Source organism: Achromobacter colocynthidis (assembly GCF_057334535.1).
This window is the reverse complement of the sequence record NZ_JBHFIZ010000024.1, coordinates 262822-287720: the sequence shown is the minus strand read 5'-3', so window position 1 is coordinate 287720 and position 24899 is coordinate 262822. Positions and strand designations below refer to the sequence as shown.

General features: G+C 63.1%; 25 protein-coding genes and 1 tRNA gene. 23 read left to right on the top strand and 3 right to left on the bottom strand.

Annotation, left to right across the window (positions count from 1 at the left end; all coding sequences use genetic code 11):
• Nucleotides 1-50: 50 nt before the first annotated feature.
• Entirely contained in the window at nucleotides 51-1247 is a 1197-nt protein-coding gene (gene fdhA / locus ACE04A_RS09960; protein ID WP_485820079.1) for a formaldehyde dehydrogenase, glutathione-independent, read from the bottom strand.
• Nucleotides 1248-1478: 231 nt separating this feature from the next.
• Between fdhA and ACE04A_RS09955 the strand changes: the two genes are divergently transcribed.
• The 6 genes from ACE04A_RS09955 to ACE04A_RS09930 all read left to right on the top strand — a co-directional run bounded on the left by ACE04A_RS09955 (nucleotide 1479) and on the right by ACE04A_RS09930 (nucleotide 8486).
• Nucleotides 1479-2723, top strand: a complete 1245-nt coding sequence (locus tag ACE04A_RS09955; RefSeq protein WP_259252245.1) for a sarcosine oxidase subunit beta family protein — start codon at nucleotides 1479-1481, stop codon at nucleotides 2721-2723.
• A 15-nt stretch (nucleotides 2724-2738) separates the two neighbouring features.
• Entirely contained in the window at nucleotides 2739-3017 is a 279-nt protein-coding gene (locus tag ACE04A_RS09950; RefSeq protein WP_448718662.1) for a sarcosine oxidase subunit delta, read from the top strand.
• Nucleotides 3014-6034: a sarcosine oxidase subunit alpha family protein gene (locus tag ACE04A_RS09945; RefSeq protein ID WP_448718661.1), complete on the top strand. Its 3021-nt coding sequence runs from the start codon at nucleotides 3014-3016 to the stop codon at nucleotides 6032-6034. The genes ACE04A_RS09950 and ACE04A_RS09945 overlap by 4 nt, the downstream gene beginning before the upstream one ends.
• A complete protein-coding gene (locus ACE04A_RS09940) occupies nucleotides 6024-6629 on the top strand; it encodes a sarcosine oxidase subunit gamma (protein ID WP_448718660.1) in 606 nt (201 codons plus the stop codon). The genes ACE04A_RS09945 and ACE04A_RS09940 overlap by 11 nt, the downstream gene beginning before the upstream one ends.
• A 165-nt stretch (nucleotides 6630-6794) precedes the next feature.
• Complete coding sequence (locus ACE04A_RS09935; protein ID WP_448718659.1) at nucleotides 6795-7136, top strand: helix-turn-helix domain-containing protein; 342 nt, start codon at nucleotides 6795-6797, stop codon at nucleotides 7134-7136.
• A gap of 33 nt (nucleotides 7137-7169) precedes the next feature.
• The gene (locus ACE04A_RS09930; RefSeq protein WP_448718658.1) at nucleotides 7170-8486 is read left to right on the top strand and encodes a type II toxin-antitoxin system HipA family toxin; all 1317 of its coding nucleotides are present in this window, start codon (nucleotides 7170-7172) and stop codon (nucleotides 8484-8486) included.
• 102 nt (nucleotides 8487-8588) lie between these two features.
• Here the strand turns inward: ACE04A_RS09930 and ACE04A_RS09925 are convergent.
• Both ACE04A_RS09925 and ACE04A_RS09920 read right to left on the bottom strand, forming a co-directional pair.
• A tRNA-Gly gene (locus tag ACE04A_RS09925) sits at nucleotides 8589-8664 on the bottom strand.
• A gap of 79 nt (nucleotides 8665-8743) precedes the next feature.
• A complete protein-coding gene (locus tag ACE04A_RS09920) occupies nucleotides 8744-9397 on the bottom strand; it encodes a cytochrome b (protein WP_447988067.1) in 654 nt (217 codons plus the stop codon).
• A gap of 339 nt (nucleotides 9398-9736) precedes the next feature.
• Between ACE04A_RS09920 and gspG the strand changes: the two genes are divergently transcribed.
• The 17 genes from gspG (at nucleotide 9737) to ACE04A_RS09835 (ending at nucleotide 24786) form a co-directional block, all read left to right on the top strand.
• On the top strand, nucleotides 9737-10165 hold the full coding sequence (gene gspG, locus ACE04A_RS09915; RefSeq protein ID WP_046803437.1) for a type II secretion system major pseudopilin GspG: 429 nt from the start codon (nucleotides 9737-9739) through the stop codon (nucleotides 10163-10165).
• A complete protein-coding gene (locus tag ACE04A_RS09910; RefSeq protein ID WP_050447264.1) occupies nucleotides 10155-10637 on the top strand; it encodes a lytic transglycosylase domain-containing protein in 483 nt (160 codons plus the stop codon). The genes gspG and ACE04A_RS09910 overlap by 11 nt, the downstream gene beginning before the upstream one ends.
• Nucleotide 10638: 1 nt before the next feature.
• The gene (locus tag ACE04A_RS09905) at nucleotides 10639-11556 is read left to right on the top strand and encodes a type II secretion system F family protein (RefSeq protein ID WP_485820078.1); all 918 of its coding nucleotides are present in this window, start codon (nucleotides 10639-10641) and stop codon (nucleotides 11554-11556) included.
• Nucleotides 11557-11574: 18 nt separating this feature from the next.
• Nucleotides 11575-11832, top strand: a complete 258-nt coding sequence (locus ACE04A_RS09900; protein ID WP_485820077.1) for a type II secretion system F family protein — start codon at nucleotides 11575-11577, stop codon at nucleotides 11830-11832.
• Nucleotides 11833-11873: 41 nt separating this feature from the next.
• Nucleotides 11874-13472, top strand: coding sequence for a GspE/PulE family protein (locus tag ACE04A_RS09895; protein WP_485820076.1), 1599 nt, complete (start codon nucleotides 11874-11876; stop codon nucleotides 13470-13472).
• Nucleotides 13453-14208 (top strand): hypothetical protein, encoded by a 756-nt coding sequence (locus ACE04A_RS09890; RefSeq protein WP_448718657.1) that lies wholly within the window; start codon nucleotides 13453-13455, stop codon nucleotides 14206-14208. Before ACE04A_RS09895 ends, ACE04A_RS09890 begins: the two co-directional genes overlap by 20 nt.
• A complete protein-coding gene (locus ACE04A_RS09885; RefSeq protein WP_279994874.1) occupies nucleotides 14196-14723 on the top strand; it encodes a hypothetical protein in 528 nt (175 codons plus the stop codon). Before ACE04A_RS09890 ends, ACE04A_RS09885 begins: the two co-directional genes overlap by 13 nt.
• Nucleotides 14720-15292 carry a hypothetical protein gene (locus tag ACE04A_RS09880; RefSeq protein WP_279994876.1) on the top strand — a complete coding sequence of 191 codons (573 nt, stop codon included), beginning with the start codon at nucleotides 14720-14722 and terminating at the stop codon, nucleotides 15290-15292. The genes ACE04A_RS09885 and ACE04A_RS09880 overlap by 4 nt, the downstream gene beginning before the upstream one ends.
• An 11-nt stretch (nucleotides 15293-15303) precedes the next feature.
• Nucleotides 15304-15759, top strand: a complete 456-nt coding sequence (locus ACE04A_RS09875) for a hypothetical protein (RefSeq protein WP_448718656.1) — start codon at nucleotides 15304-15306, stop codon at nucleotides 15757-15759.
• Between the two features lie 49 nt (nucleotides 15760-15808).
• Nucleotides 15809-17644 carry a secretin GspD/PilQ domain-containing protein gene (locus ACE04A_RS09870; RefSeq protein ID WP_448718655.1) on the top strand — a complete coding sequence of 612 codons (1836 nt, stop codon included), beginning with the start codon at nucleotides 15809-15811 and terminating at the stop codon, nucleotides 17642-17644.
• 9 nt (nucleotides 17645-17653) lie between these two features.
• Nucleotides 17654-18130, top strand: a complete 477-nt coding sequence (locus ACE04A_RS09865) for a type II secretion system protein (RefSeq protein ID WP_259252217.1) — start codon at nucleotides 17654-17656, stop codon at nucleotides 18128-18130.
• Nucleotides 18105-18494, top strand: a complete 390-nt coding sequence (locus ACE04A_RS09860; RefSeq protein WP_485820075.1) for a type II secretion system protein — start codon at nucleotides 18105-18107, stop codon at nucleotides 18492-18494. Before ACE04A_RS09865 ends, ACE04A_RS09860 begins: the two co-directional genes overlap by 26 nt.
• Entirely contained in the window at nucleotides 18481-18960 is a 480-nt protein-coding gene (locus ACE04A_RS09855) for a type II secretion system protein (protein ID WP_485820074.1), read from the top strand. The genes ACE04A_RS09860 and ACE04A_RS09855 overlap by 14 nt, the downstream gene beginning before the upstream one ends.
• A 267-nt stretch (nucleotides 18961-19227) precedes the next feature.
• The gene (locus ACE04A_RS09850) at nucleotides 19228-19914 is read left to right on the top strand and encodes a response regulator transcription factor (protein WP_259252215.1); all 687 of its coding nucleotides are present in this window, start codon (nucleotides 19228-19230) and stop codon (nucleotides 19912-19914) included.
• 146 nt (nucleotides 19915-20060) lie between these two features.
• On the top strand, nucleotides 20061-21233 hold the full coding sequence (locus tag ACE04A_RS09845; RefSeq protein WP_448718653.1) for a sensor histidine kinase: 1173 nt from the start codon (nucleotides 20061-20063) through the stop codon (nucleotides 21231-21233).
• Nucleotides 21234-21471: 238 nt separating this feature from the next.
• Nucleotides 21472-23016, top strand: a complete 1545-nt coding sequence (locus tag ACE04A_RS09840) for a lytic polysaccharide monooxygenase (RefSeq protein ID WP_448718652.1) — start codon at nucleotides 21472-21474, stop codon at nucleotides 23014-23016.
• A gap of 273 nt (nucleotides 23017-23289) precedes the next feature.
• A complete protein-coding gene (locus tag ACE04A_RS09835; RefSeq protein ID WP_448718651.1) occupies nucleotides 23290-24786 on the top strand; it encodes a lytic polysaccharide monooxygenase in 1497 nt (498 codons plus the stop codon).
• Nucleotides 24787-24899: the final 113 nt, after the last annotated feature.

Genomic DNA, 24899 nt, shown 5'->3' with positions numbered 1-24899 from the left:
GCAGCGAGCGGCGCTTCATTCGAGGCTGGGGGGGGGCGGGGGGGGGGACATCAGGCGGGCAGCATGGCGTGCGGGTCGATCACGAATTTCTTCGGCGCGCCCGCATCGAAAGCCGCGTAGCCATCGGGCGCGGCATCCAGCGTGATGACCTGAACCCCCACCACCTGCGCGATATTGATGCGGTCCCACAGAATGGCTTGCATCAACGCGCGGTTGTATTTCAGCACCGGTGTCTGGCCGGTGTGAAAACTATGCGCCTTGGCCCAGCCCAGGCCGAAGCGTACCGACAGGCTGCCGCGACGGGCGGCGGGGTCCTCGGCGCCCGGGTCGTCCGTGACGTACAAGCCGGGGATGCCGATGCGGCCGGCCACCCGGGTCACATCCATCAAGGCATTCAATACGGCGGCGGGTGCTTCCGACTGCGACCCGGTAGCGCCGTGTCCGCGCGCTTCGAAGCCCACGGCGTCGATGGCGCAATCCACTTCCGGCGTGCCCAGCAGCGCCGCAATCTGTTCGCCCAGCGTGGCGTCCAGGGACAGGTCGGCCGTTTCGAAGCCGACCTTGCGCGCATGTTCAAGCCGCAAGGCGTTCATGTCGCCCACGATGACCACCGCCGCGCCCAGCAGGCGGGCGGAGGCGGCGGCGGCCATGCCCACCGGCCCCGCACCAGCCACATAGACGGTGCTGCCGGGGCCAACGCCCGCGCTGACGGCGCCGTGGAATCCCGTGGGCAGGATGTCCGACAGACAGGTCAGGTCGCGGATCTTGGCCATGGCGTGGTCGCGATCGGGGAAGCGCAGCAGGTTGAAGTCGGCATACGGCACCATGACGTATTCGGCTTGGCCGCCTATCCAGTCGCCCATGTCCACGTAGCCGTACGCGCCACCCGCGCGCGCCGGGTTCACGGTCAGGCAGACGCCGGTGTCTTGTTCCTTGCAGGTGCGGCAGCGGCCGCAGGCCACGTTGAACGGCACTGAAACCAGGTCGCCCGCCTTCAGCGTTTCAACGTCGCGGCCCCCCTCGATGACTTCGCCGGTGATCTCGTGCCCCAACACCAGGCCCTTCTGCGCCGTGGTGCGTCCACGCACCATGTGTTGGTCGGATCCGCAGATATTCGTGGACACCACTTTCAGGATCACGCCGTGCTCGATCTTGCGGCCACGTGGGTCCACCAGTTTTGGAAAGCTGATCGACTGCACTTCGACTCGCCCGTCGCCCACATACACCACGCCTCTGTTCGCTGCCATGTCTGCGTCTCCCTGCCGGCCGGGCCGGATGGATGCGGGCCCGTGCCCGCCAATGGCCGATTTTGGCAAGCCGGCTAGCGGGCAACGCAGCCCGGCGCGACACGAACCAGCGGGTACGCGACAGGCGCCCTGGCCACCCGGCCATTGGCGGGATCAGGCAAGTTCCCGTCCGGCGGGGGAAGGTGCGGCGCGCGCCTTCAGAGAAGAATGGGACCCTGCCTAGGAGCCACGATGAGCCGCTATTCCCTGTTCAGCCTGATCCGCAATGGGTTGTCGAACCATGATCGCTGGCCGCGCGCCTGGCGCAGTCCGGAGCCCCGGCGCGTCTACGACATCGTGATCGTGGGCGGCGGGGGCCACGGCCTGGCCACCGCGTACTACCTGGCCAAGGAGCACGGGCTGAAAAACATCGCCGTGCTGGAAAAGGGCTGGGTGGGCGGGGGCAACACCGCTCGAAACACCACCATCGTGCGCTCCAACTACCTGTGGGATGAATCGTCCCAGTTGTACGAAAAGTCGATGCAGCTATGGGAAGGGCTGTCGCAGGCCTTGAACTACAACGTCATGTTCAGCCAGCGCGGCGTCATGAACCTGGCGCACAACCTGCAAGACGTGCGCGACACCCAACGCCGCATCACCGCCAACCGCTACAACGGCATCGACGGCGAATGGCTGACGCCAGCGCAGGTCAAGGAAATCGTGCCGGCCATCAACCTGGATTGCCGCTACCCCGTGCTGGGCGCCTCGTTTCAACGCCGCGCCGGCGTGGCGCGCCATGACGCGGTGGCGTGGGGCTATGCGCGCGCGGCCGATCGGCTGGGCGTGGACATTATTGAAAATTGCCCGGTCACCGGCATTCGACGCGAAAACGGCGAGGTGCGTGGCGTGGAGACGGGCCGTGGGTATATCCAGGCCGCCAAGGTCGCCGTGGTGGCGGCAGGCCATTCCAGCGTGATCGCGGACATGGCGGGCATCCGGCTGCCATTGGAAAGCCACCCGCTGCAAGCCCTGGTGTCCGAACCGCTCAAGCCGGTGTTGGACACGGTGGTGATGTCCAACGCCGTGCACGCCTACATCAGCCAGTCGGACAAAGGCGATCTGGTCATCGGCGCGGGCATCGACCAGTACGTCGGCTATGGGCAGCGCGGCAGCTTCCACCTGATAGAAAGCACGCTGCAGGCCATCGTCGAGATGTTCCCCGCATTTAGCCGGGTGCGCATGAACCGCCAATGGGGCGGCATCGTGGATGTGTCGCCCGACGCCTGCCCCATCATTTCAACGACGCCCGTCAAGGGGCTGTACTTCAACTGCGGTTGGGGCACGGGCGGCTTCAAGGCCACGCCGGGGTCGGGGTGGGTGTTTGCGTACACAGTCGCCAACAATGCGCCGCACCGGCTCAATGCGCCTTTTTCCCTGGCCCGCTTCCAAACCGGCCATTTGATCGACGAGCACGGCGCCGCCGCCGTCGCGCACTGATTGCGGAGCTTGATCATGCTGATGCTGACTTGTCCCTACTGCGGCCCGCGCGCCGAAACCGAATTCACTTGCGGCGGCGAAGCCGATATCGTGCGCCCAACCGATTGCGACACGCTCACCGATGCCCAATGGGCGGACTACGCCTTCATGCGCAAGAACGTGCGCGGCCGGGCGCGCGAGCAGTGGCAGCATGCGCATGGGTGCCGGCGCTGGTTTCTGGCCGAACGCGACACCATCAGCCATGAGTTCCATGCGTTTCACACGTTCGAGCAAGCGGCCGGAGATCGCAAATGACGCAGCCCAATCGGCTTGCACGCGGCGTCAGCATCGACCCCGCGTCTTCCATCGAGTTCACCTTCAATAACCGCACGTACTTCGGGTGCCAGGGCGACACCCTGGCATCGGCGCTGCTGGCCAACGGCGAACATTTCGTGGCGCGCAGTTGGAAGTATCACCGGCCGCGCGGCATCATGACGGCGGGCGTCGAAGAACCGAACGCGTTGGTGCAGTTGGAAGAAGACGGTCACACCGTGCCCAACCCGTGCGCCACCACGATCGAACTCTACGAAGGTTTGCGCGCCGTCAGCGTCAACGCGGCTCCCGACCTGGAGCGCGATCGCATGGCGGTGTTTCAGCGGCTCGGCCGCTTCATCCCTGCGGGCTTCTATTACAAGACCTTCATGTGGCCCCGGCGCTGGTGGCCCCACTACGAACGCCTGATCCGCAAAGCGGGTGGTTTGGGCCGCGCGCCCGGGCAACCTGACCCAGACCACTACGACAAGCGCTACGCCCATTGCGACGTCTTGGTGGTGGGCGCCGGGCCGGCTGGCCTGGCCGCGACGATGGCGGCGGCAATGACTGGCGCCCGCGTGATGCTGGTCGACAACCAGGCGGAACTGGGGGGCAGCCTGCTGTCCAGTCCGGCATTGATCAATGGCGCGGCCAACCTGGACTGGATCCGCCAGACACAGGCCCAGCTGCAAGGCATGAAAGACGTCCGCATCCTGACGCGCAGCACGGCGTTCGGCTATCACGACCAGAATCTGGTGACGGTGTGCGAACAAGTCACCGACCATCTACCCCTGTCGCAGCGTCGGGGCGTGCGCCAACGGCTATGGAAAGTGCGCGCCAGGCAAGTCGTGCTGGCCACCGGTGCACACGAGCGGCCACTGCTGTTCGGCAATAACGACCTGCCGGGCATCATGCTGGCGTCGGCGGTGTCCACGTATGTGCGCCGCTACGCCGTGCTGCCGGGGCGGCGGGTGGTGCTCTATACGAACAACGACGGCGCCTACCGCACCGCGCTCGATCTGCGTGAGCAAGGCGCGAACGTCACCGTGATTGATCCGAGGCCGCCGGGGCGCGGCGCGCTGCCCGATGCGGTGCGCAGCGCGGGCATCGAGGTTCGCAATGAATCGGTGGTGCTACAGGCGCGCGGCGGGCGGCAGGTGTCCGGCGTGGTGGTGGCGTCGTATACCGCCGGCCAGGCTGGCCCGCCGAACGCCAAGCTGCCCTGCGATCTGGTAGCGGTGTCGGGCGGTTGGAACCCGGCCTTGCACTTGCACGCGCAGTCGGGCGGTCAGACGCGCTGGGACGATGCCCGGGCCTGCTTTGTTCCCGAGGGTTCACGGCAGGCGCAGGTCAGCGCGGGCGCGGCCAACGGGGACTTTTCGCTGGCGCAGGCGCTGCATGGCGGCGCCATGGCGGGCGAGCTCGCGGCAACGCGGGCAGGGCTGAACGGCGCGACGCCGTTATCGTGGCGCACCGCCGATATCGCCGAAGATCCGCTGCTGCCGATTTGGCAGGTAGCGAGCCGGCAGCGGCCCGGACGCGGCGCCAAGCAGTTCGTTGATTACCAGAACGACGTGACCGTGGCCGACATCCACCTGGCGGTGCGCGAGGGCTATCACTCGGTCGAGCATGTGAAGCGCTACACCGCCATGGGATTCGGTACCGACCAGGGCAAGCTGGGCAACATCAATGGCGCGGCCGTGTTGGCCGACGCGCTGGGCCAGACCATCGCGCAGACCGGCACCACCACCTACCGGCCCAACTACACCCCGGTTACCTTTGGCGCGCTGGCGGGCCGCGAGCTGGGTGACTTTTTCGACCCCATCCGCAAGACCTGCATACACGAATGGCACGTGTCCCAAGGGGCGGCATTCGAAGATGTGGGCAACTGGAAGCGGCCTTGGTATTTTCCGCTGGCGGGCGAAAGCATGCAGGCTGCCGTCGCCCGCGAATGCCTGGCCGTGCGCAATGGCGTTGGCATGCTGGATGCCTCCACCTTGGGCAAGATCGACGTGCAAGGCCCGGATGCCGCCACCTTGCTGAACTGGGTCTACACCAATATGTGGACCAAATTGGAAGTGGGAAAAGGCCGCTACGGGCTGATGCTGGATGAAAACGGCATGGTGTTCGACGACGGCGTCACCATGCGCCTGGGCGAACAGCACTACTTGATGAGCACCACCACCGGCGGCGCGGCGCGCGTGCTGACCTGGATGGAACGTTGGCTGCAAACAGAATGGCCGCATCTGGATGTGCACCTGACCAGCGTCACCGACCATTTCGCCACTTTCGCGGTGGCGGGGCCGCGGTCGCGCGAGGTGCTGCGCGCGGTCTGCCCCGATATTGATTTTTCCAATGCGGCGTTTCCCTTCATGACGTTTCGCGAGGGCACGGTAGCCGGCGCCGGCTGGTCCACCCCGGCGCGCATCATGCGCATCAGCTTTTCGGGGGAACTGTCCTACGAGGTCAACGTGCCCGCCAATCTGGGTCAACACGTGTGGAATGCCTTGATGGAAGCTGGGCACGAATACGGCATCACGCCCTACGGAACCGAAGCCATGCACGTCCTGCGCGCGGAGAAGGGCTACATCATCGTGGGCCAGGACACGGACGGGTCCGTGACGCCGCAGGATCTGGGCATGGGCGGCATGGTCGCCAAGTCCAAGGACTGCCTGGGTAAACGCTCGCTCTTGCGCGAACACACGGCCAGCGACAAGCGCAAACAGTTTGTCGGCCTGCTGTCGCGGGACCCGGCCATCGTGCTGCCGGAAGGCAGCCAGATCATGAACCGGGCGAGCCACGCGCCGATAGCGCCGATCATGCCGATGGTCGGCCACATCACATCCAGCTATATGAGCCCCACCTTGAATCGTTCGATCGCGCTTGGTTTGGTGCAGGACGGCCTGCAACGCATGGGGCAGCAGGTCGAGGTGGCGTTGCCCGGCGGCGGCTTCGTGCCGGCCACGATCGGCAGCCCCGTGTTCTACGACCCCGAAGGAGCACGCCAGCATGTGGACTGAAACGTATCTGGAATCGCCTCTAAAGGGGCTGGATTCCGTGCACCGAACTGCCCAGACGGCAGACGCCCGGCGCTTGGAACTTCTTGAAAGGCCATTCCTGGACTTGGCCGTGCTGCGCGGCAACGCGCGGTCGCCAGACTTTGCGAAGGCGCTAGAACGCGCCCTGGGCACGGCGCCTCCCCTGGCCCCCAACACCGTGGCGCATGGCCACCGACACCTGTTGGCCTGGATGGGGCCGGATGAATGGTGGTTGCAATCGCTGGCGCCCGCACGCCCCGCGCTGGAGCAAACGTTGCGCCCGGTGCTACAGGGCTTGTCCGCCTGCGTGGTGGACGTCAGTAGCGGGTACACGGTGCTGGGACTGACGGGCGAGCACGCGCGCGACGTGCTGGCAAAAGGCTGCCCGCTGGATCTGCATCCGCGCGTCTTCGGCCCTGGCCAATGCGCGCAAAGCCACTATTTCAAGGCCGGCGTCATGGTGCGCGCGCTTGATGAGGGTGGCGTTGAAGTGGTGGTGCGCCGCAGCTTCGCGGACTATGTCGGACGCATGCTGTTGGAGGCGGGGCGGGAATACCAAGTTGAACCGTTCGAATAGAGGAAATGCGGGGTAATCCTGGCAGCAATACTCATCGAAAGTACCTAAAAAACGTTATTAAACCAATTAAGATCGTTTTTACGATCATATTGCTCAAACACGCTGCCAAACGTTAATATGCTCGTAAAAACAATCTTTATACGGCTAATAAATGATTTTACGAGCATGAAAGTATCCCAGGCTTCCGCTCTATCCCCTGAGCTTGTCCAGCAGGCGGCCCACATTGGCCAGCTTCTGGCACGTCTGCGACTTGCCCGCCACATCAAGCAGGCAGATGCCGCTATACGCGCCGGCCTGTCCCGCAACACGGCTTACCGAATCGAAAAGGGCGATCCCGGCTTGGCATTCGGTCAGGTGCTTCGCTACCTGGATGCGATTGCGCCGGGGGCAACTCTGGCGAGCCTGCTGGCGGAAACGGACCCGGCACTCAAGGCGCTGCAGTCGCGCGAGGCGACCAAGCGCGTGAGAGGCCTGTCGGCCTCGGAACTGCAAAGCCTGGACTTTTAGGGGCCAATATCGATGGTCAAAGACCAGCTACTTATGACTTTCGCCTATCTGGGGGAAGGTTGGGCTCCTTGTGGTCAGCTCACGCTGACGGAGGAAGGGTCGGCGCTGCTTGCCTCGAGTTTCGCCTATGGCCTGCGGTATCTGGATCGGCCCGATGCGATCGAAGTTGATCCTGTGAGCCTGGGCATCCATGGTGAACCGGTAAAAGGCAGCAGGCTTCTACCTGTCAACGGTTTGACGGGGTTTGGCGGTATTCGCGATGCGGCGCCAGATGCCTGGGGACGTAGAGTCATCGAAGCCAAGCTGAAGATGCCGGCCAATAGCCTGCCGGAATCACAGTATCTGTTGCATGCGGGAAGTGACCGTGTGGGCGCGTTGGATATTCGTACAGACATCCACACGCCCGCGACCGGCGCGGTAGGCAATGTCCATGCGATCGAGTACTTGATGGAAGCGGCGGAGCGCATCGAGGCAGGCTTGCCGGTTCCCGCCAGTCTTGAGCTGATCTTCGTGCAAGGCACCGCGCTGGGCGGTGCCAGACCAAAGGCATCCGTTCGGGATGACGCGGGGCACCTGGTTCTCGCCAAGTTTCCTAGCAAGACCGATACATTCGACGTGCCTCTGATTGAGGCTGCGTCATTGCGGTTGGCCACGGAAGCGGGGCTCGATGTTCCTGTGGTGGAGACCCGTATGTTGAACGGTCGTTGGGTCATGATGATCCGCCGCTTCGATCGATTTTGGCTTGACCGGGGAGCGACGCCGCAGGTGGATAGCGATCTTTCGCTGGCGCCTGCCACGAGCCGGACTGAGCGCCGGATGCCCTTTGTCAGTGGGCTGACCCTGCTGGGGTGCGACGAGACAGAATCGCATACCAAAGCCTACGCTGACTTGGCCACGGGGATACGCCGGTACTGCCATCCTTCGGTCATCCGCGCCGACAACGAGGAATTGTTCAAGCGCATGGTGTTCAACATCTTTGTGAGTAATGACGACGATCACCTGCGCAACCATGGATTCATCTGGGATCCCCGATTGCCGGGTTGGCGACTAAGTCCTCTTTATGATGTGCTGCCGCGGCCATCGCATGCCACCGAGCGTCTGCTGCATCTTGAAATCGGACCGCAAGGACGGATCGCATCGATTGATAACGCGCTGGCAGGTTGCCAACGGTTCTCGATCAGCAAGGAGCGTGCAGGTAGGCTGATCGCTCAGGTCTGGACTGTTGTGCGGGAGTGGAGGATGTGCTTCGAGCAGTATGGGGTTTGTGCACGAGAGTGCGACAAGATTGCTTCAGCGTTTCGGCATTTGGACGAGGTAAGCAGTGCCGTGACGCGGCGCGCTCTCTCCTGAGTTGAGCGCGAGGCTCAGAGAAGGTCCAGAAATAGAAAAAGGAGCCGAAGCTCCTTTTCTCTACACACCATGGAATCTATTGATCTCCATGGAAAAAAATCCTGGAGCGGGAGACGAGTCTCGAACTCGCGACCTCAACCTTGGCAAGGTTGCGCTCTACCAACTGAGCTACTCCCGCAGGGGTGTTTCTTTGCTTGCTCTTCGCTTGCCGCACTGTCTTTCGACGTCGTTTTTTTGCAAGCGAGGCGGAAGTATACCTAATTTTTTGAAAAATGCACGCCGGCCGTTTGGGCTTGCCGTGGCGAACGCGCGCGCGCGGGTTTGGCCGGCCCCTTGTCGGCTAGCCGGCGCGCCGGGCGGCGCCACGCCATGCGAGCCAGCGTGTCGTCCCGCACGATGTAGTGATGCCCAAGCGCCGCAACAATGTGCAAGGCCAGCAGGCCGTACAGCGCCCAGGTAAGCATGTTGTGAAGCCATACCGTCGTGGCGACCAGGGCGGGGTCGGCCGAGACCAGCCGGGGGAACTCCAGGCTGGTGAAGGGCACGGGCACGGCCAGGCCCTTCGCGTTGACGACGACCCAGCCCACAAGACACGACGCGAAGATGAACGCGTAGATGCACAGATGCACCGCGTGGGCGCAGGCGTCCTGCATGCAGAAGCCGTCGCCCACGGCGCGGCGGCGCGTGATGCGCACTACCGTCCGCACCAGCGTGACCAAAAGCAGGGCCATGCCGCAACCAATGTGCACGATCATCACCGAGCGCATGGACACGCCCGTCTGCGCTGTCAGCAGATGGCGCAATTCACCGGCAAGCACCAGGATGCTCATCAAACTGACGCTTAGCCAATGCAGGGCGATCTGCGCTTTCGTGTAGGCCTGAGTGGCCAGGGCGGCGGGGGGGGATTGCATGGTCTTCCTTCTAGCGGGGCCAGCCTGCTCCCGCTTGCGGCGGGGCATGGCCTGAGAGGCGAGATTGAAGCGCCGCCCCTGCCGCCGCGCCATCTTCCTCAACACTTCTTGAAGCCCGTCCTGCCCCCTCTGGCAGGCGATTGAGGCTCTCTTTAGAAACGTTGTTGGCCTATCGCCCGCATGGAAATATGCCGGCCTGCGTAGAGATTTTTCCGCCTTTGAAGCGTCCGGTCACGCCGGCGCTCGGACCCGCATCGTTCCTCACGATGCTCGCCTCTGCCCGCACTTCACTCCAGGTCGCCGCCGCGCGGTGATCGCTCAATCAGAAAAAGTGGACTCATGAAGACTCTTACCTTCCGACGCCGTCTTGGCCTGCAACAGGGGTTTACCTTGTTGGAATTGCTGGTCGTGCTGTTGATCATCGCGTTGCTGGCCGGCTATGTCGGCCCGAAGCTGTTCTCTCAGGTTGATCGCGCCAAGGTGCGCGCCACGCAGGCGCAAATGAAGACGCTGGGCGACGCCCTGACGCAATACCGCCTGGACGTGGGCAGCTATCCCACCACCGAGCAGGGCCTTGAATCCTTGGTGAAGGCACCCCAGGGCGCGCCCAACTGGCATGGCCCGTACCTGGCCAAGGATGTGCCTGCTGATGCGTGGGGCCGCCCCTATGTCTTGAACGTGCCCGGGCGCAGCTCGGACGCTGAAGTGGTTTCTTTCGGCGAGGAAGGCCGGGCGGGAGGCAGCGGTGAGCTGGTTTATGGCCTCTAAGTCGGCGGCGGCCGTGCTCGTCGGGATGACGTTGTCCACCGCCGCCGCCGCCAGTTGCTGGCAGCAATCAGGCGACCGCCATGGCGTGGACCCGCTGCTGCTGTATTCGATCGCGAAGGTGGAGTCGTCCCTGAACCCTCGCGCCATCAACAACAACACCAACGGCACTCAGGATGTCGGGCTGATGCAGATCAACAGCATCCATCTGCCCGGCCTGGCCAAGCGCGGCATCACCCGCCAGCGCTTGCTGGACGAACCCTGTCTGTCCATCGACGTGGGCGCCGAAATCCTGGCGGGCTTCGTCAAGCGCTACGGCTACACCTGGCGCGCGGTCGGGGCGTACAACGCCGGCGGCGCGGCCAATCGCGAAGCGGCACGCAAGCGCTACGTGAGCCGCGTGTGGCAACACTATCTGCAATTGAGCCAGGCGCGCGACGCCCGCTATCGCCAGTCGCAACACGCGGAGCGTTGATATGAATGAGTTCCGGATCCGTTTGCTCAAGCAAGGAACGCTGCGCGTGCACACCGTGCGCGCCTCCAGCGAAAACGAGGCACGCGCGCAGTTGAGCGATGCCGACGGCATGGTTCTGGACATTCAACGTTCGGCCGTGCGCCGTGGCATCAAGCCGCGCGGCAAGAAGGCCTTTTCGCTTGGGCTGCTGCTGCAAGAACTTTCCACGTTGCTGGACGCCGGGCTGGCCTTGATCGAAGCGCTTGAGGCGCTGAGCGACAAGGCTGGCAAGGGCAATAAGGCGTTGCAGGCTTCGCTGGGCCAGCTGCTGCGCTCGCTGTATCAGGGCCAGCCGCTGTCCAAGGCGATGGAGGCGCAGCCCTTGGTGTATCCGGCGCTGCTGGTGGCAACCGTGGCGTCGGCCGAAGGCAGCGGGCAATTGCCGGTGGTGCTCAGGCGCTATCAGTACTACGAAACGCGGATCGAGAACATCCGCAAGAAAGTGGTGGGCGCGCTGGTGTACCCGCTGGTGGTCATTGCGGTGGGCTTTGGCATTTTGCTGTTCATGCTGTTTTTTGTCGTGCCGCGCTTTGCGGTCGTATTCGAAAGCATGCGCACCTTGCCGGCCACCGCCGAGGCCATGTTGTGGTGGGCGCGTCTGGTGCAGTCCGACGGTCATTTGCTGGGCGCGGGCATCGGCGCAAGCCTGCTCGCCGCCGCGTTGGCGCTGCGCACGCAGACGGTGAAGGCGGCGTTGATGAATCTGTTCTGGCGGCTGCCCAAGCTGCGCGACGTGGGCAACCTGTTCGTGCTGGCGCGCTTTTATCGCACCGTCGGCTTGTTGATTGAAGGCGGCACCCCCGCGTTGCAGGCCTTTGAACTGGCCGACCGCATCCTGCCGCCCGCCTACGGCGAACGCCTGGACCTGGCGTTGCAGTAATTGGGGGCGGGCCGCAGCGTGTCGGAAACCTTGGCGCGCCATGGCTTGACGACAGCGGTAGCCGAACGGCTGCTGCGCGTGGGCGAGCAAAGCGGGGACCTGGGCGGCATGTGCGAACGCATCGCGCAGTTCCACGATGGCACGCTGGATCACGCCATCGAAGTATTTGGAAAGGTGTTCGAGCCGCTGCTGATGCTGGTTGTCGGCGGGCTGGTGGGCACCATCGTCATCTTGCTGTACATGCCCATCTTCGAGATGGCCGGGAGTCTGGGATGAACGTAATGCACGAATTCGAAATCAGTCAGGAGGATGGCGCAATGGAAAGCACGACCGTGGCCGACGAGGCATGGTGGCTGTGGCGCGAGCGCGCGGCGGAACTGAGCCTGTCCCTGGCCGACTATCTGGACGAGGAACTGGCGCGCCGCCCGCAACTGCTGCCGGTGTTGGCGCAGGCCTTGGGCATGGAGCCCTTGACCGCGCAGCAATGCCGCCAGGCCGCGCCGCGCTTTGACGTGTTGCCGCTGGCGGACGCCATGGCGTGCCGCGTGGCGCCCTTGCAGGTGGATGGCGAATTCCTGCTGGCCATGGCCGCGCCGTTCTCGCGCGAAGCGCGCCTGAAGCTGCAAGCCATGCTGTCCGCTCATGCGCTGCGCTTTGCCGTGTGTCCCACCGGCGTGGTGGATGCCTGGTTGAAGCAGGCCGAGGCCACCGCGCGCGTGCTGGACGGCGTGTCCGTGGACATGGCGGACGACTCGCTGGCCAAGGCGGTCGAATCGATTTCCCTGGCCTCGCTGGCCAAGGACGAAAGCCCGGTGATCCGCCTGGTGAACATGACGCTCTACGACGGCCTGCAAAGCCGCGCCAGCGACATCCATCTGGAGTCGGACGAGGAAGGGCTGTTGATCCGCTACCGCATCGACGGCGTGATGCTGCGCATCCGCAAGGTGCCGGGGCAGGTCACCGCGAACCAAGTGATGTCGCGTCTGAAAGTGCTGTCCAGCCTGGACATCGCTGAAAAGCGCGTGCCGCAGGACGGCCGCTTCAAGGTAGTGCTGCAAGGGCGGGAAGTGGATTTCCGCGTGTCCATCATGCCGGGCAACCATGGCGAGAACGCCGTCTTGCGTCTGCTGGACCGCTCGCAGCGCGGCGACAAGCTCAGCCTGGATACCTTGGGTTTTCCGGCGGAAACGGCGCGCCGCATCCGTGCGCTGGCGCAATTGCCCTATGGGCTGACGCTGATCACCGGCCCCACGGGCAGCGGCAAGTCCACCACCTTGTATGGCGCCTTGTCGGAACTGAACAGCGGTGACGAAAAGCTGATCACCATCGAAGACCCGGTGGAATACGAGATGAACGGCATTCTGCAGATTCCGGTGAACGAGAAGAAGGGTCTGACCTTCGCCCGCGGCCTGCGATCCATCTTGCGCCACGATCCGGACACCATCCTGGTTGGCGAAATCCGCGATGCCGAAACGGCGGCCATTGCCGTGCAGTCGGCGTTGACCGGCCACCGCGTGCTGTCGTCGGTACACGCCAACGATGCGTTCAGCGTGATCGACCGCTTTCTGTACATGGATGTGGAACCCGCGACCTTCCTGGAATCGCTCAATGGGGTCGTGTCGCAGCGGCTGGTGCGGCGCTTGTGTCCGCATTGCGCGCCGCCGGGCGAGGCACGTGCCGGCCCGGGTTGCGAAGCCTGCCGCCACACGGGGTTCCTGGGCCGCATTGCGCTGGCCGAGGTCTTGCGCCTGGATAGCCGCATGAAGACCGCGCTGCTGGATCGCTCGCCCGAGCGTCGACAAGAGGCGCTGGCGCAATGCGCCGATTATCAATCGATGCGCGACGCCGCCCACGAGGCCATCGCGCACGGACTGACGACTTATCAGGAGGTTTGCCGTGCGGTCGCTATGGAATGATCAAGCCGTTCTGATCGATGCTGAACATGTCAGCCTGTTGTCGCCGACGAAGGCGGTGGATGACCGTCTGAAGTGTGGCCACGGCGGTGAACCGGCCGAGGCCGTGGTCGCCTTGCTCGCCACCTGCGCGCGGCTGCGGCCGTGGTGGCGCAACCGCGTGCATGTCTGGCTGGGCTACCCGTGGACGCACACCCTGCTGCTGCCCTGGCAGCCGGGCCTGCCCGGCGGCGATACGCACTGGCGCGGCTACGCCCAGGCGCTGCTGCGCGAACGCGGTATCACCGTGCAGACGCGCGTGCGGCTGGGGCCGGCGCGCCATGGGCATGCGCGGCTGGCCGTCGCGGCGGACGCACTGATGCTGGATGCGCTGGAAGGCAAGCTACGCGAACAGAAGTGGGCGCTGGCAGCCTGCCGCGACCTGCTGTCCGCAAGCCTGCAACGTTATCACCGCCCCGCGCGCACCGAAGGCGCCTGCCTGGTGCTGGCGGAGGCCAGCGCAGTGACGTGCCTGTGGCCGTCGGCGCAGGGGTGGGACGACATGATTACCTTGCAGCGGTCGCCCGGCCAGTCGCACGCCTTTGCGGTTGCCGGCGCGCAGGCGCTGTGCAACCAGCCCATCGTGCCGGAATGCAACTGGACGTCAACCTTGGAGCCGGCGGATCTGTCCTTGCCGCCGCAAGCACGTTGGCTGGGCTTTCCGCACGCCATGTTGGGAGCGCGATCATGCCCGGTCTGAAGATGAGCAAGCTGGATTTCACCAAGCGCGGCGCCACACAACCGTGGGCCGCCATCGTCGTGCTGCTGTTGCTGTGCGTGGCGCTGTTGAGCGCATGGCGGGAATGGGACCTGTGGGCGTTGCGCGTGGAAGTTACCCGCTCGGAGAGCCAGTTGGTCGAGCGTCGCATGCAGCACGAACGCGAGCAGCGCCGTGCCCTGGCGCAGTCGCCGGAGGAAAAGAGGGTTGATGCAATGGTTTCCGCGCAACGCGCCGAGACCCGGCTGCGGCCCGTCCTGCTTCGCGCCATCGAGCACGCCTGGAGCCCGCGCCTGGCCGTGATGAACCTGAAGATCGAGGGGGCTGGCAAGTCCGTCCAGCTTGAATTGATGACGGTGGACCTGACCGAAGTATTCGCCTTTGCGGCCCGCTTGAACGCCGAGCCCGACATGCGCGCCACGGTAGTTCGCCACGGTATCAAGTCGGGTGATCCCAACCTGGCCACGATGTCTACGGTGCGGGTGGAGCTGCGATGAAATCCATTACCGAAATTCGTCGCCGCCTTGCCGCGCTGCGCCAGCGCGAAGCCGGTTCGCGTTTGCGGTGGCATTGGCAGTGCTGGGCCGAGCGGCTCGGGCGTGGCGGGCTCCTGGCGCTGGTGGCCTTGTGGGTCTTGATCGTGCATTTCGTTGTGGTGTTGTGGCCGGAGAAGGGTGAGCTGCGACTACGTGCCTTGGAACTGCATGCCGAGATCAATGCCTGCACCCCGCACGTGGCTCCGTCCGGCAACGACATGGACGAACTGCGCGTGCAACTGCGCCTGGACCCGGACGAACGCAAGCTGGCCGTGATGGAACAGTTGGTGCGGTCGGGCTTGTTGCTGGTCGACATCCAGTATCAAGGCGAAGAGACCATCCAAGGCCGGTTGCGCCGTACGTCGGTGGACATCACCGCCGTGGGTTCCTACCAGGACCTGAGCGCGGGCTTGCGCAAGCTGACCGATGAGCCGCTGCTGCGCCTGGAGTCGCTGTCACTGGACCGGCAACGGCCGGAGAACATGTTGGTGAACGTGAAGATGCGCTTGAGCATGTTGGGGGTGGTGTGATGAAGCGATGGATGACCGCGGTGTTTGTCGCCCTGGCGCCCGGCGCCGCCGTGCTGGCCGAGCCGGCACGCGAAGTGGATCTGTTTCCGTCGCAAAGCTGGGCCTCGTTGTTGGATCGTGGCAATGCGCAGGCGCAGGGCGACGCCGCCGACGCCGCCACGGCGCAGGCCGAGGTCCCGGCGCTTGACCTTGCCCTGCCGACCACGCCCGAGGGTAACGGCGCGGCCAGCATACCGGCGTTCATGGCCATTGGCGAATGGTCTGACACCGGACGCCGCATCGTGGTGCTGGCGCATCAAGAGCAAACCTATTTGCTGTGCCAACGCTGCGACATCGCCGGTGCGGTGTGGCCCGGCGGCATGGTGGCGTCGCAGTACCGGTTCAAGGCGCTGGAACCGCAGCGCGTGGTGCTGCTGGATGCGCAGGGTCGGGAGCTGCATGTGGACTTGGCGCCGCTGGCGCAATGAGCAAGACGCTCATCGAAACGAAAAATTATTTTGGGAATGGCAAGACATCATGATTGCAAAACCTGTTGTATTGGCCGCGTTCCTCAGCCTGTTGCTGGGTGGATGCGCGGCCCCGGAATCCCTGAAGCGCGCGCTGGGCGGCGAGCCCGCGTCGACCGCTGACCGCCTGGCCGCCGGCCGCGCAAAGCTGGACAAGAACCCCAACGATATCGAGGCGGGCAAGGATGTGGCGCGTGACGGCGTCGCGCTGTCGCGCGAGATCCTGCAACGGGTACGCGTCAAGATGGAAGCGGGCGATGACGAGGCCGCCCTGCAGGACGTGATGGAGTTGTTGACGATCACCCCCGGCAATATGCGCGCCCAACAGCTCAAGACGCAGTTGGAGCAGCGTGTGCATCTGAACGCCGAGCTGGCCGAAGCGGTCAGGCTTCAATTCGACCACCCGCGCGAGGCGCTCTACAAGGTCAACCGCATCCTGCAGGAGCAGCCGGGGTTTCCGTCGGCCGAAGCGCTGCGTACGCAACTGCAGCGCCGCGACGTGGGACGTCAGTCGGTCAAGCCGCGCCTGGCGGATGCGTTGCGCAAGCCCGTTACGCTGAACTTCAAGGCGCAGCCCATCGTGCAGATCCTGGACACCATTTCGCTGGCGGCGGGCGTGGACTTCGTGCTGGACCCGGACGTGCAGACCAGCATGCCGGCCAGCATCATGGCGCGGCAGACCACGGCGGAAGATGCCATCAACCTGCTGTTGCGCACCAATCAGTTGGAAAAGAAGGTGCTGGATGCCCACACCTTGCTGATCTACCCGTCGCGTCCGGACAAAGACAAGGAATACCGCGAGCTGATGGTGCGCGTGTTTTACCTGAACCACGCGGATGCCACGCATGTGCTGGCCGCGTTGCGGCAGATCAGCGCGCCCAAGAACGTGCATCTGGACGAACGCGCCAATGCCGTGCTGGTGCGCGACACCCCGGAAGTCATGGCGGTGGTGGAGCGCGTGGTGGCGGCGCTGGACATCGCGCAGTCCGAAGTGACGATGGACGTGCAAGTGCTGGAAGTCAACGCCAGCGACGAGCTTGAAATCGGGGTGGACTACCCCAGCGACTTGCGCTTTTCCGTGCTGCCGCAAGGCGAAAACGGCAGGATCACGGTGGGCGATCTGCTGGGGCTGAACCAGGGGAAGATCGGCGTGACCAGCCGCAATGACCTGTCGGCCGCGCTGAACCTGCTGCAAAAGCGTGGCAAGACCAAGGTGTTGGCGAATCCGAAGATCCGCGTGCGCAACATGGAAAAGGCCAGCATCAAGATCGGTGAGAAGGTCCCCGTCGTGACGACGACCAACGCCAATGGCGTGGTGACGGAATCCGTGAACTACCAGGACGTGGGCCTGATCCTGCAAGTGGAGCCGCGCATCAGCCTGAGCAATGAAGTCAGCGTGAAGGTCAGCATGGAAGTCAGCAACCTGAAGGGCGAGGTCAAGACGGCGGGCGGCGGCATCGTCTACCCGATGAGCACGCGCAACGCGGAAACCGTGATGACGGCACGTGACGGTGAAACCCAGGTGCTGGCGGGGCTGGTCAACCAGCAGCAAACGCGCAGCAGCAGCGGTGTGCCCGGACTGAGCGTGATGGGCTGGCTGGGCAGCCTGTTCGGTGGCCAGAAGAAGACGGACCAGAACACCGAGATCGTGCTGCTCCTGACGCCGCACATCGAACGCTCGATGGCGTTGCCGTCGGCGGCCGACAGCTACTTTCCGTCGGGCACGGAAGCACGGGTCACCGTGATGCCGATGACCACGCAGGCTCCTCCCGCCCCGGCGGAAGCTCCGGCTGCGGCGGGTGTTGCCCCGGCGCTGGATGCGGCGCTGACCAAGCCGCCTTTCTAAGGAAGGGTCATGCGCAAGCAATCGGGTTTCACGCTGATCGAGATGATGGCGGCCATGACCTTGCTGGCCCTGCTGTTGAGCGTCGCGCTGCCGTTCTCATCGCTGGTCAAGCAGCGCGCGCTGGAGCGCGAGCTACGCCAGAACCTGCACACCATGCGCGACGCGATAGACGCCTATTACCAGGCCAGCCGCGAAGGCAAGGTCGACAAGCCGCTGGACCGCAGCGGCTACCCGCCAGACCTGGAAGCCCTGGTCAAGGGCGTGCAGAACAAGACGGACCCCAATGGCGGCATGTTGTATTTCCTGCGCCGCCTGCCGGCCGATCCCATGTGCGAGAACTGCGAAAACCGCTCGGCGGCCGACACCTGGGACACCCGAAGCTATGACAGTTCGGCCGACTCATTCTCATCGGGCCGTGATGTGTTCGATGTGCGTTCAAAAAGTCAACGTAGAGGTCTCAATGGCGTTCCGTACAAAGATTGGTAAGCGCGGCTGCGCCGGCTTTACGCTGATTGAACTGATGGCGGTCATGGCCATCATCGGTGCGCTGATGTCGCTGGTAGCGCCGTCGTTTTTAAAAAGCAACGACCGCGCGCGCGAAACGGTGTTGCGTCACAACCTGCAATCGATTCGTCACGCTATCGACGATTACCGCGCCGACCATGGCAACAATCCCGATTCGCTGGATGTGCTTGTCGCCGACAAATACCTGCGCGAGCTTCCCATGGACCCGGTGACGGGCAAACGCGACAGCTGGTTGCCGCAGAACGGGGATGCGCCGGGCGTGAACGATGTAATCAGCGGCGCGACCGGCAGGGGGCTGGATGGGTTGGACTATGCGCGGTGGTGATCGCGGTGCGTTGTCGCACCGTCAGGCGGGCTTCGGCTATCTGATGGTGCTGATGCTGGTGATGGCGGTGGCGACCGGGCTGACCGCGGTGGTGCAGCCATGGTCGATGCAGAAGCTGCGCGACCAGGAGGCCGAACTGCTTTTCGTCGGTCAGCAATATCAACGAGCGTTGGCCTCGTATTACCTGTCCGGCACCGCGCCGGCGTATCCCAAAACCATGGACGCGCTGCTCAAGGACGACCGCGTGTCGTTCACGCGTCGCCATTTGCGCCGTCTTTATGCCGACCCGATTACCGGCGGCACCGAGTGGGGCATCGTCAAATCACCGGATGGGGGAATCATGGGGGTATATAGCCTGTCGGAACGAAAACCGATCAAACAGGACGTGTTTGCCGCGGAGCTGGGGGATATGTCGGGAAAATCCAGCTATCAGGATTGGAAATTTGTCTTCATGGGGATTAATTAAAAGCCTGCTTGGCGATTTCTAAACGGTGGTTAAAGGCGCGCCAGGAATTTGTTGATAATCACCGGGTTATCTTTTGTCTTTCACGAAGAAGTAGCCGCATATTAAGGTTTTATTTTCATATATTGACATTTGGCTTTCCAGTTTTGGCTTTGAGAAATTTCTTATTGTTGTGTCTATCCCGGCATGAAATCATTCTGCCGGGGTATCAATGTGATTGCCGTAATAATAAAAGTCTTCGGGAATTGCGCTTACATAAGATCGGACTCAATGATTGTCGCCATTCTTGAAGATTCGCCCACTCAAGTCGAGTGGGTCACCAAGCTGCTGCAAAGCCACGGCCACCAGGCCTTCTCCCGCCGCGACGGCGATGGCTTCATCGCGCTATTGCAACAACAGAAGGTTGACGTTGTGCTGCTGGACTGGGAAGTGCCTGGCGCATCGGGCCTGGCCGTCTTGAAGTGGGCGCGATGCAACCTTGCGCCCAACATGCCCATCTTGATGCTGACGCAGCGCGACGACGAAGAGAGCATCGTGCAGGCCCTGAACATGGGCGCCGACGACTACCTGCAAAAACCGGTTCGCGAACGCGAATTGCTGGCCCGCATGAGCGCCCAGTTGCGCAAGTCGCAACGCGGCGAAGCCTCCGCGTTGCAGTTTCAGGTTGGCCATTTCGCCTTCAACCTGGAAGCCAAGACGCTGACGGTGGATGGACGCCCCGTGACCCTGCCCACGCGGGAATTCGATCTGGCCACGATGTTGTTTCGCAGCCCCGGCCGCATCATCACCAAGGACGCCTTGTGCCAGCAGATCTGGGGCACCGTTGACCGTAAATACGACGCGAGTCTGGCGACGTACGTCAGCAATCTGCGTTCGGCGTTGGGCCTGCGCTCGCGCAATGGCTATGTGATCGCTACCGTGTACAACTACGGCTACCGCCTCGAACGCATGTATTGAGCCAGCGGGCATTCGCCCTGGCCAGTCCGCCGCGCTGCTTCGGCAGTACACGCAACTTCCCCCTTCCAATCGCAGTCCGCGCCTGACGTGCGCTGCCGGTCCGACCGCGTGCTTGCCGCATCGCGACCCACCTTTCGAGCGTGACGATGAAATTCCTGATTTGGCCTTATACGCGCCTGGGCGCCAGAAAAAACGATGCGCTGCTGTTCTGCAACCTGGGCATCATCCTGCTGTGCTTTGCCATGCCCAGCGATGGGCAGCCCCTGACTGCGGCCGCGCCCGGCGTGCTGGCGGACTTCGGCATCTTGGCGGGCCTGGCGTTGTTCAGCGTGATCGCGGGCCAATCGAAAATGCGCTTGCGGGCATTGGGTTGGCTGATCGGGTTTTGGCTGCTGGCCGCTTTTGTCGTGATCACGGCACGCCGCTGGACGCCGATGGTGGCGCCCGTGGTGGGCGTGGCATTGGCGTACATCAGCGTAGTCCGCTGGCGCATGGCCACGCGGGGCGCGCGCCGTGAACGTGTCTTGGCCCGCACGGCCGCGCCGGTGGATGCGCCTGCCGTAACCCACGCCAAGCCGAACTGCGCTCGCGACAACGAAGTGATGCTGCAAATGATGCATGACCTGCGCAGCCCGCTGTCGACGATCCTGGTGATGGTGGAAAAGCAAAGCGCCGAAAGCGACTGCCCGAAGCAGGAAGCCTTTGCGCAGTCGGTGCGTGACCTGGCGCAGTACAGCCTGACCGTGGCGCAAGACTTCATGCATCTTTCCCGCGCGGAGCGCCTGGATAAAGCGAATTTCCTACCGGTCTCGATGCTTGATGTGGGCCAGGAAGCCGCCGACCAAACCCTGTTGCTGGCCGAGCGCAAGGGCATCGACGTGCATATCCGCGAATGCGGGGAAAAGCTGTGGGTATCAGGCGACTACTGCATGCTGCAACGCGCCGTCATCAACCTGCTGGACAACGCGATCAAGTATTCCAACCCGTCCACACGCATCACGTTGTGCCTGAAGCGCCAGGGCGATATGGCCCGCATCAGTGTGATCGACGAGGGTATCGGCATTGCGGATTCGGTCATGCCGCAGCTGTGCGAGGCGTTTTTTCAGGTGCAGCCCGGCAGCCGTGACGGCGTGGGCATGGGCTTGGCGCTGGTGGCCACGGTGGTGGATGCGCACGGCGGAAAATTGTCGGTCAGCTCGCGTCCTGGGAAGGGAAGCGAGTTTTCACTCACATTTCCATTGATGCCGATTCCGTGCGCGGAAGGCAATCGCCAGGAAACGCGGTCCGGTTATCGAACGGGCCTAAATCCCGCCTCGTGAACAAGCGCCCTCGTGGCGCTTTTTTTGGCCGTCTGGACGTTCTGTATTGCGTGATTTATCGCGTTTTACCGCGTCATCAATGCGATGCGGCAAGGATGCAACACCTGCTTTTAATAGTGTATTGAGAAAGGTTTTGCCGTTTTCCAGCGCCGGGAATAATGGCTTCGCTTTCACGGGTTCCGTGTGATTTCCGGTTCATGAGAATGCGAAAAACAATCCACTAAACATAGGATATTTGATGACTAAAACCACATTGCGCGGTGCAGCCGCCAAGCTTGGCTTGCCGGTCGCGGCGCTGACGCAGGCTGTGCTCATGGCCATGGCGCCGACGACCGCTTCGGCTCACGGTTCCATGATCGATCCCCCGAGCCGGGAATATGCTTGCCACAAGTTTGATACTCCTTGGAATAATCCCAAGTTCTCCGGTTGCGGCAAATCGAACGACCTTATTGGAAACTGGCAGTCCAACTTGATCGGCGGCGTGTTCAACAACCACAAGGATCTCATCCCTGATGGCCTGCTGTGCGCGGGCGGAAAGGAAAGCTGGAAGGCGCTGGATGGCGATCACCAGTGGCCCACCACGGTAGTTACGCCTGACGCCAACGGCAATGCGCAGTTCAAGTACCTGCAAACGGCACCGCACATCACCACGTACTTCAAGACCTACATCAGCAAAGACAGCTACGACCCCAAGCGCGGCCTGCGCTGGGAAGATCTGGAACTGATCGGCGATACCGGCTTTCTGCCGCGCCCGGAAGTCGTGAACGCCGTTACGCCCCTGGATGTCAAGATTCCCGCCCACTTTACCGGCAAGCGCGTGATCTACAGCGTGTGGCAACGTGACCCGAGCGACGCCAAGGAAGGCTTCTACTCTTGCTCCAACGTGGAAGTGATGCCTGCCAACGTGCAATGGCAAGCCAGCGGCGCGCTGCAAGGCGGCCAAGTCAACGTCGGCTCGAAGATGACCCTGCGCGTGTTCGATCTGAGCCGTGCCGGCGATCTGGAAAGCCATTCGATCATCGTCAAGGCCGGTGAAGAAAAGGCCGCCCAGTGGATGTACGCCCTGGCCAAGGAAGTCAACAACAAGTCGTCCGTCATCAAGGTCGGCAAGATGCAGTCCAACGGCCAAGTCTTGCCGCAGCAAAGCGATACCGAAAACCAGGTCTATGGCCTGAACAAGAAGGTTGGCTTCGCGATTGACCAGAAGGCTTCCGAGCCGGTGGATCCGCCGCCCGTCGTCATCAATGCGCCCACGGCTCAACTGACTGGCCCGGCAACGGCCAATGCTGGCGAGCGCGTTTCGCTGTCGGCCAAGGGTTCGAACAACGGTGGCGGCACCTTGAAGTTCCAGTGGACCGCTCCGGCTGGCATCACCGCTTCGGCGCTGAACCAGGCTGACCTGAGCTTCACCGCTCCGGCGCTGACGCAAGACAAGTCCTACTCGTTCACCGTCAAGGTCACGAACGAAAAGGGTTCGTCGAGCAAGACGCATTCGGTCCTGGTCAAGAAGCAAGCCCAAATCGGCGGCGGCACTGACGGTGGCAACACCGGCGGTAACGAAGGCGGCAACGGTGGTACCGATGGCGGCAACGGCGGCCAGACCGGCCAGTACCCGGCCTACAAGGAAGGCACCACGTACGCAGCTGGCGACAAGGTCACCAACGGCGGCAAGGTCTACGAGTGCAAGATCTGGCCCGTGACCGCATGGTGCAGCGCTTCGCCGTTGCACTACGCTCCCGGCAAGGGCCTGGCTTGGCAGCAAGCTTGGGACCTGGTGAAGTAATTCCCTTCACTGTTCTCAGTCTGAGCTGAAACTGCTTGAAAATCCGCAGTAAATAACGCGGAAAAATGAAGTTCCTGGTCCCTCGTGCGAAAGCGCGGGGGATTTTTTTTTGCCGCCAGATTATTTTCTTAATGAGTGTGGGGAAAGTGCTTTAAGGAATCGTTTATCAACTTTGATTATCAAAGGGCTTCCGGCCGAGAATGAATTCACCTTGTCCTGCGTGCTGCATGGAAGGTGATTTATTCAACCTCACTCTGAAGTGTTTATAAAAAAATGGCGAAATTCAAATTAACTCTGGTGGGCGGCCTGGTACTGGCGGCCGTATCCGGTTCGGTCCTGGCTCACGGCACCATGTCGCATCCGAAGGCGCGCATCCTGCATTGCCACGCGGGCAGTCAGAGCGAAGGTTGCGCCGCATTCAAGGCGCAGGGCGGCAGCGTGTACGACTGGCGTGAAGTCTGGCAGAAGCCGGGCGGCGAAAAGACCGTTGCCACCACCCCGGGCGATCGCCTTTGCGACGGCGGCACCAAGGCATCGCATCGCGGCCTGAACGCGTTGGCCCAATGGCCCATCACCACGCTCAAGCCGGACGCCAATGGCAATGTCACGCTGAAGTGGAACCACACCGTCGCCCACCGCACGAAGTCGCTGCAATTCTTCATCACGAAGATGCCGTACGACTCGACCAAGCCGCTGCAATTTTCCGACTTCGAAAAGTTCTGCGAACAGCGCGACTTCACGCCGGCCGCTGCGGGCGAAGGCCGTGAGCAGGAATACAGCTGCACGCTACCCGCCGGCAAGACGGGTCGCCACCTGATCATGAGCGTCTGGAACACCAACCACGTGGGTGATGGCGTCACCTCGGGCGAGTCCTACCGCGCTTGCGGCGACGTGAACATCGAAGGCGTCAGCAACGTCATCAAGCCGTCCGATATCGGCGCGCTGTATTCGATTGGCGAAACCAAGGTGGGTGAAACGCTGGTCTGGCGTCTGGCCGACCCCAAGCGCAACGGCGAATACCTGGAACAACTGCGCGTGCCGCTGGACGAGAACGCCGTGCAAGGCGAGCGCTGGACGCAAGTGTTGGGCAATGCCGTCAACGGCTCGTCCAAGCGCGTGCGTGTCGGCCAACTGGGCGCCGACGGCAAGACCGTGACGCCGATCGTGGGCGTGGACAAGTCGCACGTGTATTCGATGGACGGCAACAAGTACCACTTCGTGGTCACCAAGGAAGCGGCTGATATCAAGCCGGATCCCGTGGTCATCCCGCCGCAGTCGAGCATCATCGGCCCGGTCAATGTCCAAGCGGGCCAGAAGGTGACGTTGTCGGGTTCGGCGTCGACCGGTACCGATCTGAAGTTCTCGTGGACGGTGCCGGCCGGCATCAGCGCCGCGGTGAAGGATCAGCCCACGCTGAGCTTCGTGGCGCCCACGTTGACCAAGGACCAGCAGTACTCGTTCACGCTGACGACCCGCAACGACAAGGGCACTTCGGACGCCTCGCACCTGGTGACGGTCAAGGGCAAGCCGGTCGTCGATGAAGGCGGCAATGGTGGTAGCGGCGGTACCGGCGGCAATGGCGGCACCGGCGATACGCCGCCCGCCTACAAGGCCGGCACCGCCTACAAGGCGCATGAGCGCGTGACGAACCTGGGCAAGGTCTACGAGTGCAAGCCGTGGCCCTACACCAACTGGTGCGGCCAGTCGCCGTTCCACTACGAGCCCGGCAAGGGCGGCTACTGGACCCAGGCCTGGAACCTGATCAAGTAAGCCGTCGTTATTGAGGCGGGCCAAGGCGGTAGACGTCTTGGCCCGCGCTGGACGCCAGCCCCCTCTCAGTGATGGGAGGTGGGCTTTCTTTTTGCGTTGTTGGATCCGCCGTC

Excerpts from the sequence above, each read along its gene's own strand:
- fdhA (WP_485820079.1), bottom strand. The coding sequence starts at position 1,247 with ATGGCAGCGAACAGAGGCGTGGTGTATGTGGGCGACGGGCGAGTCGAA.
- ACE04A_RS09955 (WP_259252245.1), top strand. The coding sequence starts at position 1,479 with ATGAGCCGCTATTCCCTGTTCAGCCTGATCCGCAATGGGTTGTCGAAC.
- ACE04A_RS09950 (WP_448718662.1), top strand. The coding sequence starts at position 2,739 with ATGCTGATGCTGACTTGTCCCTACTGCGGCCCGCGCGCCGAAACCGAA.
- ACE04A_RS09945 (WP_448718661.1), top strand. The coding sequence starts at position 3,014 with ATGACGCAGCCCAATCGGCTTGCACGCGGCGTCAGCATCGACCCCGCG.
- ACE04A_RS09940 (WP_448718660.1), top strand. The coding sequence starts at position 6,024 with ATGTGGACTGAAACGTATCTGGAATCGCCTCTAAAGGGGCTGGATTCC.
- ACE04A_RS09935 (WP_448718659.1), top strand. The coding sequence starts at position 6,795 with ATGAAAGTATCCCAGGCTTCCGCTCTATCCCCTGAGCTTGTCCAGCAG.
- ACE04A_RS09930 (WP_448718658.1), top strand. The coding sequence starts at position 7,170 with ATGACTTTCGCCTATCTGGGGGAAGGTTGGGCTCCTTGTGGTCAGCTC.
- ACE04A_RS09920 (WP_447988067.1), bottom strand. The coding sequence starts at position 9,397 with ATGCAATCCCCCCCCGCCGCCCTGGCCACTCAGGCCTACACGAAAGCG.
- gspG (WP_046803437.1), top strand. The coding sequence starts at position 9,737 with ATGAAGACTCTTACCTTCCGACGCCGTCTTGGCCTGCAACAGGGGTTT.
- ACE04A_RS09910 (WP_050447264.1), top strand. The coding sequence starts at position 10,155 with ATGGCCTCTAAGTCGGCGGCGGCCGTGCTCGTCGGGATGACGTTGTCC.
- ACE04A_RS09905 (WP_485820078.1), top strand. The coding sequence starts at position 10,639 with ATGAATGAGTTCCGGATCCGTTTGCTCAAGCAAGGAACGCTGCGCGTG.
- ACE04A_RS09895 (WP_485820076.1), top strand. The coding sequence starts at position 11,874 with ATGGAAAGCACGACCGTGGCCGACGAGGCATGGTGGCTGTGGCGCGAG.
- ACE04A_RS09885 (WP_279994874.1), top strand. The coding sequence starts at position 14,196 with ATGCCCGGTCTGAAGATGAGCAAGCTGGATTTCACCAAGCGCGGCGCC.
- ACE04A_RS09880 (WP_279994876.1), top strand. The coding sequence starts at position 14,720 with ATGAAATCCATTACCGAAATTCGTCGCCGCCTTGCCGCGCTGCGCCAG.
- ACE04A_RS09875 (WP_448718656.1), top strand. The coding sequence starts at position 15,304 with ATGACCGCGGTGTTTGTCGCCCTGGCGCCCGGCGCCGCCGTGCTGGCC.
- ACE04A_RS09870 (WP_448718655.1), top strand. The coding sequence starts at position 15,809 with ATGATTGCAAAACCTGTTGTATTGGCCGCGTTCCTCAGCCTGTTGCTG.
- ACE04A_RS09865 (WP_259252217.1), top strand. The coding sequence starts at position 17,654 with ATGCGCAAGCAATCGGGTTTCACGCTGATCGAGATGATGGCGGCCATG.
- ACE04A_RS09860 (WP_485820075.1), top strand. The coding sequence starts at position 18,105 with ATGGCGTTCCGTACAAAGATTGGTAAGCGCGGCTGCGCCGGCTTTACG.
- ACE04A_RS09855 (WP_485820074.1), top strand. The coding sequence starts at position 18,481 with ATGCGCGGTGGTGATCGCGGTGCGTTGTCGCACCGTCAGGCGGGCTTC.
- ACE04A_RS09850 (WP_259252215.1), top strand. The coding sequence starts at position 19,228 with ATGATTGTCGCCATTCTTGAAGATTCGCCCACTCAAGTCGAGTGGGTC.
- ACE04A_RS09845 (WP_448718653.1), top strand. The coding sequence starts at position 20,061 with ATGAAATTCCTGATTTGGCCTTATACGCGCCTGGGCGCCAGAAAAAAC.
- ACE04A_RS09840 (WP_448718652.1), top strand. The coding sequence starts at position 21,472 with ATGACTAAAACCACATTGCGCGGTGCAGCCGCCAAGCTTGGCTTGCCG.
- ACE04A_RS09835 (WP_448718651.1), top strand. The coding sequence starts at position 23,290 with ATGGCGAAATTCAAATTAACTCTGGTGGGCGGCCTGGTACTGGCGGCC.